Raw genomic sequence first — 12,197 nt, 5'->3', positions numbered from 1 at the left:
CCGCCCACCCGCCGACATCAGGCCCGGCAGCACCTCCAGCCCCGCCCGCACGTCCGACGGGACCGGCTCGCCCGCGGCGACCGCCAGGCACACCTCGGTCGCGTACCGGTCGGCCAGGCGCCGCAGCGGAGCCGTGACGTGCGCGTACGGGGCCGCCACCGCCGCGTGCTCGGCCGTCCGGGGCGGCGCGCCGTCGAACGCCACGTAACCGGCGCCGCGCAGCAGCACCTTCGACTCGTGCAAGAACGCCGCCTGCCGGCCGTTCTTCGGATCCAGGTCGTGCACCACGGCGCCGTAGCCGGCCCCGTCGGGCCAGGGCACGTCCAGGGCCTGCGCCACCCGCCGGACCTTGGCCAGGTCGCCGGGGCTCGGCCGGGGCAGCACGCGCAGCACGCCGACCTCGGCGTCGAGCATCATGGCGGCCGCCGCCATGCCGGTCAGCAGCGAGATCTGCGCGTTCCACGCCTCGGCGGGCAGCGGCAGCCGGAAGCGCAGCCGGTAGCGGCCGCCGTCGTGCCTCACCTCCTGCTCGGGGACGGGCAGGGTGACGCCGCCGCGCTCGCGTTCGAGGGCCAGGCGCAGCCGGCCGATCTCGGCCAGCAACGCCAGGACGCCGTCGGCGGTGCCCGTGTCGACGGCGGCCTGCACGTAGGCGTAGTCGAGGCGCTCGCGGCTGCGGACGAGGGCGCGCCGCACGTCGGCGCCGATCACGCGGCCGTCGGCGTCGAGGTCGACGCACCACACCGCGGCCGGGCGCTCGGCGCCGGGCAGCAGGCTGGCGGCGCCCTCCGACAGGACCAGGGGGTGCAGCGGCACCCGGCCCGCCGGCAGGTAGACGGTCTCGCCGCGGGAGCGGGCCTCGGCGTCGATCACGCCGCCGGGGCGGACGAACGCGCCGACGTCGGCGACGGCGTACCAGACGCGGTAGCCGGCGCCCAGCCGTTCCAGGTGGAGGGCCTGGTCGAGGTCCATCGAGCCGGGCGGGTCGATCGTGACGAACGGCACGTCGGTCATGTCGGTGGCGGGCAGCAGCGGCACCTTGGCGACCCAGGCGGCCTCGTCGAGGACGGCCGGCGGGAAGCCGGTGGGGAGGCGGTGTTCCCGCTCGATCCGGTGGAACCCGTCGTCCAGCTTCAGGGGTATCTGATCGGGGACCTGCACGCCCGACAACCTATCGGGCGGGCCGCCGGTCAGGTGGTGAGGTGGGTCTCCAGGCCGGTGATGCGCAGCAGGCGCCGCATGGCCGGGGGCACGCCGGCGATCCGCATGGGCGTGTGCTGGCGGCGGGCCTGGTTGCGTACGGAGACGAGGATGCCGAGTCCGGCGGCGTCGATGAAGGACAACCGGCTCAGCTCGACGACCAGCCGCGCGTGGCCCGCCTCGTGCAGCAGCGTGAACAGCTGGCCGCGGAGCGCCTCGGAGTTGGCGATGTCGAGCTCGCCGGACAGGCTCACGGTGAGCGTGTCCGCACGCCGCGTGGTGGTCAGGTGGAGTGGGTCCATTCGGTCTTTCCGCGCTCTCTCAGGGCCGGGATCGTTCCAAAATGGGACCGCGGTTCCGCCCTGTGCCCTAGGCACCAGATGTGGATGGATGCGTCACTTAGAGCGACTGAGTGCTTCCGGAATGGAGTGTACATGTCTGTCCGGGGTTGGCGGGAGGGGTTCCCCGGCAGGTGGTTATCTTCGGGACAAGGGCTCGGACGACGGGATTCTCCCGTCCCGGCACGGCCGCGCTCGTGCCGGGGGCGGGTCAGTTCTCGGGGCGGCCGTCGCGCCAGTAGCCCATGAAGGCGACCGAGCGCCGGTCCATGCCGCGTTCGGCGACCAGGTGGCGGCGCAGGGTCTTGATGACGCCGGCCTCGCCGGCCAGCCACGCGTACAGGGGGCCGTAGTCGGGGGCCTCCTCCTGCGGGACCTCCCACAGCTCCTCGGAGTCGACGTCCACGTCCTCGAAGCTCTCCGGCGTGGGCAGGGGCGGCAGGAGGCGGTCGGCGGCGGCCCGGACGGCCGGGATCAGGCCGGCGCCGCGGGCGCCGCCGTTCCTGGCCAGCCAGGTCACCTTGACCGAGGCGGCCGTCTCCACCGGCAGGGCGTCGTCGTCGCCGGGCACCTCCATGAGCACCTCGCCCGCGAGGTGCGCCGGCAGCCGCTCCAGGATGGCGCAGATGGCGGGCACCGCGGTCTCGTCCCCGGCGATCAGCACGCAGCCCGTCGCGGCGGGCGGGTGGAACTCGAGGCCGCCGTGCCGTCCCTCGTGGGCGGCGTTGGGGCCGTAGAGCGCGGCCACGTCGCCGGTCCGCACGGTCTCGGCCCAGCGGGCGACCGGGCCGCCGTCGGGATGCATGACCACGTCGACGTCCAGCTCGCGCGCCTCGGGGCGGACCCTGCGGGCGGTGTACGTACGCATCGGGTTGCGCTTGTCGTCGTCGAGCGCCCGCCACTTGAGGTACCAGTCGGAACCCTTCGGCAGATGCGCCAGGCCGTGCTCCGGCAGCGGGAGGATGAGCTTGAGCCGCTGGTCGAAGCCGTTGTCGGCGAACAGGTGCAGGTCGTCGCCGGTGAAGGTGACGCGCAGGAACGACGGGCTCAGCCGCTGGAGCCGGTCCACGCGGACGTCGAACATGCGAAAGGGCTCGGTCATTCCGGAAAACTCCGATCAATGTTAGGTGAGCCTAACCTAATAGATCGGCGCGGTTCGCGCCAGCCCGCCCGGCCTCGTGCGGAGCCCGGCCTGGCGATAGCGTCGGTACGTCTGTAGCCCCGTCAGGCGGCGGGCCCTGAGGTCCGGCGCCTGCCCCCCGCGTAAGGAGCTGCTCGTGTCTCCCGTCATCCTTTCGGCGGCGAGCGCCGCCCTGGTGCTCGACGACTCAGGCCCCGGTCTGCCTCGGGTGCGCCACTTCGGCGCCGGGCTCGGGCCCGTCGACGGCCCGGGACTGCTGCCGGCGCTGGCGTCCCTGGGCTCCGCGCCGCCGCTGCTGCCCGCCCAGGGCGACGGCTGGTACGGCCGCCCCGGCCTGTCGGGCGTCCGGGACGGCGAGCACTGGCCGGTGCGGTGGACCGTCGAGAGCATGGAAACCGGCGGCGGCACAGCGGGTGGCACAGCGGGTGGCACAGCGGGTGGCACAGTGACCGTCGCGGCCGCCGACGACCGGGCGGGTCTGCGGCTGGTGAGCGAGCTCGTCATGGACGCGGGCGGCCTGGTGTCGATGCGGCACACGCTGACGAACACCGCCGCCTCGCCGTACCGGGTGGGCGGGCTGGTGTGCGCGCTGCCGGTGCCCGGGCGGGCGGGCGAGCTGCTCGACTTCACCGGCCGGTGGGCGCTGGAGAAGGTGCCGCAGCGCAGGGCGTTCGGGCACGGGGTGTGGTCGCGGGAGAACCGGCGCGGGCGCACCGGTCACGACGGCACCGGGCTGCTGGTGGCCGGCACCGAGGGGTTCGGGTTCCGCTCCGGCGAGCTGTGGGCCGTGCACGCCGGCTGGAGCGGCGACCACGTTCACTACGCCGAGCGCGTCCCCGAGGGCGCGGCGCTGATCGGCGCGGGCGAGCTGCTCGACCCGGGCGAGGTCGTGCTCGGCGAGGGCGAGAGCTACACCACGCCGTGGGTGTACTTCTCCTGGTCCGGCACGGGGCTGGACGACGCGAGCGCCCGGCTGCACGGCCACCTGCGCGCCCGTCCCCTGCCGGTGCGTCCCGTCACGCTCAACAACTGGGAGGCCACCTACTTCGACCACGGCCTCGACCGGTTGCTGGAGCTGGCCGACAAGGCGGCGGCGGCCGGGATCGAGCGGTTCGTGCTCGACGACGGCTGGTTCCGCCACCGCCGCCACGACCGCGCCGGCCTCGGCGACTGGTACGTCGACGAGGGCGTGTGGCCCGGCGGGCTGCACCCGCTGGCCGACCGCGTGCGCAAGCTGGGCATGCAGTTCGGCCTGTGGTTCGAGCCGGAGATGGTCAACCCCGACTCCGACCTGGCCCGCGAGCACCCCGACTGGATCCTCGGCCGGGCCGAGCGCATGCCGCCGCCGCAGCGCAATCAGCAGGTGCTCGACCTGGCCCGGCCGGAGGCGTACGCGTACCTGCTGGAACGGCTGGACACACTGGTCGGCGAGTACGCGCTCGACTACATCAAGTGGGACCACAACCGCGACATCGCCGAGCCCGTGCACGACGGCGCGCCCGGCGTGCACGCGCAGACCCTGGCGACCTACCGGCTGCTGGACGAGCTGCGCCGCCGCCACCCCGGGCTGGAGATCGAGTCGTGTTCGTCCGGCGGGGCGCGCATCGACTACGGCATCCTGGCGCGCACCGACCGGGTGTGGACCTCCGACAGCAACGACGCCCTCGACCGGCAGCAGATCCAGCGCTGGACCGGCCTGCTCGTGCCGCCGGAGCGGCTGGGCGCCCACGTCGGCGCGCCGCGCGACCACATCACCGGGCGGATGCTGCCACTGGCGTTCCGGGCCGCGACCGCGCTGTTCGGGCACATGGGCGTGGAGTGGGACCTGACCTCCGCCGGCGAGGCCGAGCTGGAGGAGCTGGCCACCTGGATCGCGCTGCACAAGCGGCTGCGGCCGCTGCTGCACGCCGGCCGGGTGGTGCGCGCCGACCATCCGGACCCGTCGGCGCTGCTGCACGGCGTGGTCCTGCCCGAGCGGGCGGTGTACGCGTTCGTGCAGCTGACCTCGCGGGTGGCGTCCGGCGCCGAGCCGCTGCGGCTGCCGGGGCTGGACCCGGAGGCCGTGTACGAGGTACGGGTCGCCGGGCCGGTGCCCGAGCGGGCGCTGCTGCCGGAGTGGGCAGGGGCGCCGGTGCGGGTGGCGGGCTCGGTGCTGGGCGAGCTGGGACTGCCCGCCCCGGCGCTGCGGCCCGCGTCGGCGCTGCTGGTGGAGCTGGAACGGGTCTGACGGGCCTCAGGTCAGGTCCAGGCCGGAGCCGCCGAAGCGGTCGCGCAGGAACCGGCCCTGGTCGCGCAGCGCCTGCTCGTCGCCCCGGTGGATCGCCTCGGCGACCTGGCCCATCTGGGCGTCGAGCAGCGCCAGCTGGGCCAGCAGCTCGTCGTGCGCGCTGCGCTCCCGCCCGGCCCGCCGGGTGAGGGCGTAGCGGCGCGGCAGGTTCGCGTACGCCTCCAGGCTCGCCGGCAGGTAGCGGCGGATCGTCTGCGACACCACGTGGAGCTGGTCGGGGGAGGCGGTCAGCTGGTCGGCCCTGGCCAGCACGTCCCCGATGACCTCGGCCAGCCCGTGGACGGCGGCGTGCACGTCCGGCGGGAAGCGCCCGTCGATCCGCCGCAGCAGCCCGTCCAGATCGGCCCGCAGCGCCCGCGTCTCCACCTCGGCGTGCGAGATCGTCAGCCGGACCCGTTCCGGCGGGGCCAGCAGCGCGCCCACCCCGTACAGCGCGATCACGACGACCGGCCAGAACGCTCCCGTCAGCCCCAGGAAGTGCCCTGCCAGGCCGAGCAGCGCCAGGCACGAGCCGGCGATGTTCCTGGTGGAGCCCAGGTAGCGCAGGATCCGCTCACTGGTAGCCACGGATCTCCTTGAACGCCTCCGCCAGCGACGTGGACCGGGCGTCGAACACGGCTCCGCCGGTCAGCTCGGCCACCCGGCGCATCTCCTCGGCGTCGCTCTCACCGAACAGCACCACGAACGTCGGCGTATGGCGCCGTTCCTCCGGCAGGGACCGGTAGTGGGCCTCGAAGGCGGCGTAGTCGGAGCCGTCGGTGTTCTCGCCGTCGGTCATGAGCACGATCGAGCCGTAGTGGCCCGGCGCGACCGGCCGGTCGTAGGCCGCCTTCAGGCTGTCGTAGATCGCCGTTCCGCCCGCCGCCTCCAGCCCTTCGGCGAACCGCCTGATCTCGCCCAGCACGGGCGCGGGGTCGCGTTCGGGCACGGTGAACGGGACCGGCGACCCCGGCGCGTCGTCGAACGGCATCATCGTGACCGACTCCCGGTTGCGGAACCGGGAGAACGCGCCAGAGGCGGAGGTGTCGGCGCCGGTCAGCGCCACCAGCGCCTGCCGCAGCGCCGCGATCCTGTCGCCCTGCATCGAGCCGGACGTGTCCAGCACGAACGCCGCCTCCGCCGGGACGCGCACCTGGTTGAGGTAGGTGGCGATCAGCTCGTCGGCGGTGCTGCGCCGGTTGGGGAAGGGCAGCTCGATGAGCTGGGCGGAGCCGAAGCGCGGGTCCGGCGGGACGCCGGCGACGATCGGCCGGCGGTGGGTGCCGGTCATGATCTCCTTCTGCACGGCGGGGGTGCGCAGCCAGTCGGCGAGCTTGCCGTACAGCGCCTTCTTGCCCTCCGGCGCGGAGGCCAGCAGCGTGAGCGGGTAGTCGGCGCTGACCACGCCGTCGGCCGGGTAGACGATCGTGAGCGGCTCGCGTGCGCCCAGCAGCACCGACTCGTAGTTGACCATGCCGTCCACGCGCGGGTCGCGGGCGTAGGCGTCGGCGAGCCAGCCCGACGAGCCGGCCGTCAGCCGCTGCGCGGAGAAGAACTCCTTCAGCCGGGGCGTCACCGAGGAGACCTGGTCGGCGCTGAGCGCGCCGTCGGCGTCCGACAGCGCCGCGGCCACGCCGACCAGGGCGGAGAAGCCCGAGTTGGAGGAGGCCGGGTTCGTCATGCCGAAGCTGAAGCGGCCCTGTCTCGCCGCCTCGGCGATGCCCGCCCAGGTGACCGGCTTGGTGTCCCAGCCGAGCTCGCTCGCCTTGGCCGGCTTCAGGCCCAGCACGACCGGCGAGATCATGATCTTGGTCTGGGTGGACAGCCGGGCCTGGGCGCCGTCGATGAGGGACAGGTAGCGGTTGGCGGAGAACCAGACGGCGTCCTGCTGTCCGTCCGCGCGGCCGCTCGCCACCTGCTCCGCGCCGTCCAGAGTGCCGGTGTACGTCAGCCGCACCCGGACGCCGGTCTCGCTCTCGGCCCGGCGGAGCAGCGGCTCCAGGTCCTTGATCTCGCTGCCGGCCAGCACCCGCAGGACGTCGGGGCCGTCGGCGGGCTCGCCCGCGGAGCCGCAGGCGGCCACCAGGAGCAGCGCCGACAGCAGGGCCGTCCCCTTCATGACGGGGCTCATGACGGGGCTCATGACGGGGCTCATGACGCGGCTCATGAAGGGGTCTCCCGGGCACGCTCCAGGTAGGTCCTGGCGTGCTGCAGCTCCGACGACAGGCTGTCCACCGTGGCCGCCATGCTCTCGGTGGCCTTGGCGCGGAAGGAGTCGATCAGGTCCATCGTGGCGTAGACGTTGTCGAACGCCTGGCGCAGCGTGTCCAGGTCCACGGTCGCCGCGGCCGCCTGGTTCTGGATCTCGCCCGCCTGCGTGCGCAGCATCTCGCTGGTGGCCCGGATCAGGTCGCCGGTCGTCGCGTTCAGCGCGGTGATCTGGTCGAGGACGAGCTTCTGGTTCGCCAGCGCCTGCGCCACCGTCACCGCCGTGCGCAGCGCCGCGACCGTCGTCGTGGTGGCCCGCTCGACGCCCTTGCTGAGCTCCAGGTTGTTCTTGCGCACCAGGTCGAGGGCCAGGTAGCCCTGCGCGGAGACGGCGAGCTGGGTGAGCAGGTCCTGGTGCTTCTGCCGGACGGCGAACAGCGCGTCGGAGCGCAGCGCCGTCGCCCTCGCCTCGTCGGCCCGCGCGATGCGCTCCTCCAGGGCGGCGTCCATCGCCTGGGCCATGACCGCGTACTCCTGCAGCCGGGTCATGGTCTCCCACAGGTTCGCCTTCTCGCCCTCGATGGCGGCGTTGTCGCGCAGCAGCTCGTCCTGGCCGGACTTGAGCGCGCGGATGATGTCGTCGAGGTGGTGCTGCGCGGAGTGGAACTTCGCGAAGTAGTCGCGCAGCCGGTCGCCGAACGGGATGAGCCCCAGCAGCCTGCGCGGCCCGCCGGCGGCGTGCTTCGGGTCGAGGTCCACGACGGTACGGCGCAGCGCCACCAGCCCGCTCGCCACCTTGGCCTGGGCGTCGGAGCCCTCGCCCCTGGCCGCGTCCAGCGCCGCGACCGGCCGCTTGAGCATGCGGTTGGCCACCTGCGAGGCGGACCTGACCTCGGTGTCGCCCATCGAGGAGATGTCGTGCACCTTGCGGGTGAACTCCGGCGAACGCGGGTCGATGCCGCTCAGCTCGCCGGCGAACTCCCGCGCCTTGGCGGTCAGCTCGGCCGCGCGTTCGCCGGTCACGGGCAGCATGGTGGCCGCCGCCTCGGCCGGGACCGGGGCGACCGGCTCGGGCGGCGTGAGCACCAGATCGGACACGTACGGGATCTCCTTGCTAGGGACGGGTGGAATCGATGGCGGTGATGAGCCGGTCGAGCCGCTCCCAGGTAGGTGGCTCGACCACGTCCACCAGGGCAGTGGCGGCCGGCGCCTTCGTCCTGGCGACCAGGTCGGCGAACGCCTTCGGGTCGCTGGTGCGGAAGCCGTACTGGGCGGCCAGGGACTGCAGCTCGGGGTCCTTCGTGAGCAGCTCGCCGACCCGCGAGCCGGGCGCCGACAGGGGCACCAGGGTGTGCTTGCTGAGCACGGTGGGCGACGGGTAGACCAGCCGCATCTCGGGCCTGATCCTCCCGTCGCCGGTGAAGACGTGCGACAGGTACTGGGCCTCGTAGACGACCGTCATCGGCGTCTTGCCGGACCCCTGCACGAGGTAGTTCTCGAACGCCTCCTCGCTCTCCGTCTCGGAGAAGCCCTGGTCGAGCACCGCGGGCGCGAGAATCGGCGCGATCTTCGCGATCTGCTCGTCGGAGCTGATGACGTCGTCGCCGTTGGCGACGTAGCCGATCATCGACAGGTACATGGCGGCGGAGTTGGAGGTACGGACGTCGGTCGTGGTGAGCAACACCCGCTTTCGTGCTGGATAATCCGAATTGTCCGGAATGTTATCCCAGCGCGTGCCTTTGGCTACTATTTCGAGATATTTCGCTATATCGAAGATGGGGTAACCGCTGCCGGAATTCCGGAGCACTCCCAGCTTCTCCAGCAACCCCGCGATCGGCTCGAACGTGGCCACCGCCATCGGCGAGTAGAACGGCGCGTACGTGACACTCGCCCCGCGATCCTGTTTGATCCGCTCCGCGGCCGGGACGCTCGAAGGAAAGGCGAAGGCGTAGCGGCCCAGGTCGACGTCGGTGACCATCTGCCGGGACCCGGCGGTGTCCACCTCGACGCGCAGTCCGTGCTCGGCGAAGGCCGCCCGCACCCGCGCGTCGTCGAAGAACGGCTTCTTCTCCGACCCGATGACGCCCCGCGCGACCGTCAACTCGGGCCGGTCGTCCTCCTCGTTCCCGGTCACGACCGCGACCACCGCCACCCCGGCCAGAACCGCGGCCAGAACGACGCCGATCCACCGCTTCATCGAACCCCGTTTCTCGAAATAGCCCCCGTAACTGGAATTATGGAATGGCCGTGGCGGAGCCCGCGAGGAGCGAAAGCGGACCGTACGGCAGAATTCGCTTCGCGTTCACCGCATTCCCATCCCCTGGCCGCTGACGCCACATTTCCGGCACGTTTCCCTTTCGCGCCGCCGGCGCCGTTGACACGCCTCTTGTCAGGACTGATGGTGAGGGCAACGGGTGAAAAGTCGGCTCATCAGAGGCCTGATTCGTCGTCAGCAGGGAGGGCCCGCGTGTCCGTCTCGCCTACCGCCCCCGCGTCTGGAACGTTCCGCCCCGCCGGACACCCTGCATGGCCGGTCTTCGCCCACGGCGAAGGGCACGGCGAAGCGCACGGCGAAGGGCACGCGCGCCCGGCGACGGCCCGGCCGCAGCGGCGCTGACCGGCGCCGGGGCATCGCCCGCCACGTGATCGCCCTTGCGGAGACCTCGCGGGGGCGGGTTCCCCCTGTCGCTCCTCCGGGGCCGCCATCTCCAGGGCCCGCGTCATCGAGCGGCGGTCCGCGTTCTCAGCACTGCGTCCACCACACCCGCAGGAGAGAGGATCACCGTGACCATCTCGTCCGACACCGTCTGGCCGGATCTGCCGCCCGGACCGCACGGCACCCCCTCGCCCGCCCTGGCCCAGCGCCGGCAGTCGCAGCCCATGGCTCCGATGACCGTGCCGAGCGGTGACGAGATCCTCACCGCCGTCCGCTACCCCGACGTGCGCGCCCTGCTGAACTGCCCGTACGGCAGCCGCGAGCTGACCGCGCCCGGCCTGCCCAGAATGGTGCAGGGCGTCGGCGCGGACAGCGTGCCCGGGGTGCTCATCAACATGGACCCGCCCGCCCACACCCGGCAGCGGCGGATCCTGCAGGGTTCCTTCACCGTGAGCGCGGCGGAACGATGGCGCGCCCTCTGCCGCGACATCGCCCACGACCTCATCGCCCACGACCTCATCGACAGCGTCGAAGGCCCGATCATGGACGTGGTCGGCGACTACGCGCTGCCGCTGTCGTCCCGGGTGATCTGCCAGGTCGTCGGCGTCCCGGCCGGCGACAGGGCCCGGTTCGGCGGCTGGCTGTCGGCGTTCCTGAGCGCCTCAGGCGACTCGGCCGAGGCGCGCGCGCACGCCTACGGGGAGTTCCTGGCCTACGCCGCCGAGCTGGTGGCCGAGCGCCGGCGGAGCCCAGGTCACGACCTGGTGGACGACCTGATCCAGGCGCACGACGCCGGCGACATGCTCAGCGAGAGCGAGCTGGTCAACGTGCTCTTCATGCTGATCACGGCAGGTCACGAGACCACGGCCCTGATGATCTCCCGCGGGGTGTACCGGCTGCTGCTGCACCCGGACGAGTTCCGCAGACTGGTCGCCACGCCGTCGCTGATCCAACCGGCAATCGAGGAGATCCTGCGCTACGACGGGCCCGGCTCCCCGGGTCTGCTGCGGCATCTCACCGCCGAGCTCCGGTTGCCCTCAGGCACTGTCGTTCCCGCGGGCGCGGTGGTCCTGTCGCACCTGCAGGCGGCCAACCATGATCCGGACGCGTTCGGCGACCCCGAGCGGTTCGACATCACCCGCTACGCGCCCGGCACGGCGACGCGCCCGCACCTGGCCTTCGGCCACGGCGCCCACGTCTGCCTGGGCCAGGCGTTGGCCCGGATGGAGCTGCAGGAGGCGCTGAGCGCACTGATCCTGCGAATTCCCTGGCTGCGTCCCGCCATCCCGCTGGAGGACGTGGAGTGGACCACGCAGGGCCTGACGTATCAGCCCGTACGGCTGCCCGTCCTGCTCGAGTGACGGGCAGCCGTACGGGGAGGCTAGCGTCGTTCCTTGGCCCAGCGCTCCAGGCCGGTCGCGTCGATGGGCAGGGCCGCGGACAGGTTCTCCGCGCCGGTCTCCGTCACCAGCAGGTCGTCCTCGATCCGCACGCCGATCCCGCGCAGCTCCGGAGGCACCGTGCGGTCGTGGGCGTGGAAGTACAGCCCAGGCTCCACGGTCAGCACCATCCCCGGCTCCATCCGGGCCCCGTGGTAGGCCTGCGGCCGTGACTGGGCGCAGTCGTGCACGTCCAGCCCCAGGTGGTGGCCGACGCCGCAGGCCAGGTAGCGGCGGTGGTGCTGGCCGGTGTCGGACAGAGCCTCGTCGACCGACACCGGCAGCAGGCCCCAGTCGTGCAGGCCGCGTGCGACGACCTCCATGGCCGCGTGGTGGAACGCGGTGAACGGCCGCCCCGGCGCCACCTCGGCCAGGCCCGCCCGGTGCGCCCGTTCCACCAGGTCGTGCACCTGCCGCTGGGCGGGGGAGAAGGCGCCGGAGGCGGGGAAGGTGCGGGTGACGTCGGCGGTGTAGTGGGAGCGGACCTCCACCCCCATGTCGAGCAGCAGCACCTCGCCCTCCAGGACGGGGCCGTCGCAGCGCACCCAGTGCAGGGTGGGCGCGTGCGGGCCGCTGCCGACGATGGTGGCGTAGCCGGGGCCGTTGCCGTAAGTCCTGGCGTACCGGTCGAAGGTGCCCTGCAGCCAGCGCTCGCCGCCGCCCGCGATCGCGGCCGGCACCTCGTCCCGCACGGCGGCGAAGCCCTCGACCGTGCGGTCCACGGCCTCGCGCAGCTGCCCGACCTCCCATGCGTCCTTGATCATGCGCAGCTCGGCCAGCACCCGCCGCAGCTCCTGTGACGCCTCCGGCCAGCCGGGCCCGGCGAGCAGCGCGCCTTCGGGCGGCCCGGCGAAGTCCGCCACCGGCAGCACCGGGATGCCGAGCGCCGCCGACCACTCGTCGAGCGACGGCGACGGGCCCACCCACAGCTCGCCGTAGAGGGCGTCGG

Annotated in this window: 10 protein-coding genes; 2 read left to right on the top strand and 8 right to left on the bottom strand. The window is 72.9% G+C overall.

The window, feature by feature from the left end; genetic code table 11:
• The 3 genes from E1286_RS41885 to E1286_RS41875 all read right to left on the bottom strand — a co-directional run.
• On the bottom strand, positions 1–1,161 hold a 1,161-nt coding region (locus E1286_RS41885), incomplete at its 3' end, for a ribonuclease catalytic domain-containing protein (RefSeq protein WP_132622079.1).
• A gap of 29 nt (positions 1,162–1,190) precedes the next feature.
• The gene (locus E1286_RS41880) at positions 1,191–1,502 is read right to left on the bottom strand and encodes an STAS domain-containing protein (protein WP_132622077.1); all 312 of its coding nucleotides are present in this window, start codon (positions 1,500–1,502) and stop codon (positions 1,191–1,193) included.
• Positions 1,503–1,749: 247 nt separating this feature from the next.
• Positions 1,750–2,640: a siderophore-interacting protein gene (locus E1286_RS41875; protein ID WP_132622075.1), complete on the bottom strand. Its 891-nt coding sequence runs from the start codon at positions 2,638–2,640 to the stop codon at positions 1,750–1,752.
• A 175-nt stretch (positions 2,641–2,815) separates the two neighbouring features.
• On the opposite strand from E1286_RS41875, the gene E1286_RS41870 reads away from it, so the two are divergent.
• On the top strand, positions 2,816–4,906 hold the full coding sequence (locus E1286_RS41870) for an alpha-galactosidase (RefSeq protein WP_132622073.1): 2,091 nt from the start codon (positions 2,816–2,818) through the stop codon (positions 4,904–4,906).
• 6 nt (positions 4,907–4,912) lie between these two features.
• On the opposite strand, the gene E1286_RS41865 is transcribed toward E1286_RS41870, so the two are convergent.
• From E1286_RS41865 to E1286_RS41850, 4 genes are read right to left on the bottom strand one after another with little or no spacing between them, the layout of a single operon-like run.
• A complete protein-coding gene (locus tag E1286_RS41865; protein ID WP_132622071.1) occupies positions 4,913–5,533 on the bottom strand; it encodes a hypothetical protein in 621 nt (206 codons plus the stop codon).
• The gene (locus E1286_RS41860) at positions 5,520–7,112 is read right to left on the bottom strand and encodes a VWA domain-containing protein (protein WP_246075624.1); all 1,593 of its coding nucleotides are present in this window, start codon (positions 7,110–7,112) and stop codon (positions 5,520–5,522) included. Before E1286_RS41860 ends, E1286_RS41865 begins: the two co-directional genes overlap by 14 nt.
• Positions 7,109–8,251 (bottom strand): toxic anion resistance protein, encoded by a 1,143-nt coding sequence (locus E1286_RS41855; RefSeq protein WP_246075623.1) that lies wholly within the window; start codon positions 8,249–8,251, stop codon positions 7,109–7,111. Before E1286_RS41855 ends, E1286_RS41860 begins: the two co-directional genes overlap by 4 nt.
• A gap of 16 nt (positions 8,252–8,267) precedes the next feature.
• On the bottom strand, positions 8,268–9,350 hold the full coding sequence (locus E1286_RS41850; RefSeq protein ID WP_132622069.1) for a hypothetical protein: 1,083 nt from the start codon (positions 9,348–9,350) through the stop codon (positions 8,268–8,270).
• 587 nt (positions 9,351–9,937) lie between these two features.
• On the opposite strand from E1286_RS41850, the gene E1286_RS41845 reads away from it, so the two are divergent.
• Positions 9,938–11,170 (top strand): cytochrome P450, encoded by a 1,233-nt coding sequence (locus E1286_RS41845; protein ID WP_246075622.1) that lies wholly within the window; start codon positions 9,938–9,940, stop codon positions 11,168–11,170.
• A 20-nt stretch (positions 11,171–11,190) separates the two neighbouring features.
• Here the strand turns inward: E1286_RS41845 and E1286_RS41840 are convergent.
• The coding region (locus E1286_RS41840; RefSeq protein ID WP_132622067.1) for a M24B family metallopeptidase at positions 11,191–12,197 on the bottom strand (1,007 nt) is incomplete at its 5' end.

Origin of the sequence: Nonomuraea terrae (genome assembly GCF_004348995.1) — a bacterium.
GTDB lineage: Bacteria > Actinomycetota > Actinomycetes > Streptosporangiales > Streptosporangiaceae > Nonomuraea > Nonomuraea terrae.
Note: the sequence above shows the minus strand (reverse complement) of the source record. Positions and strands in the feature narration are given on the sequence as shown.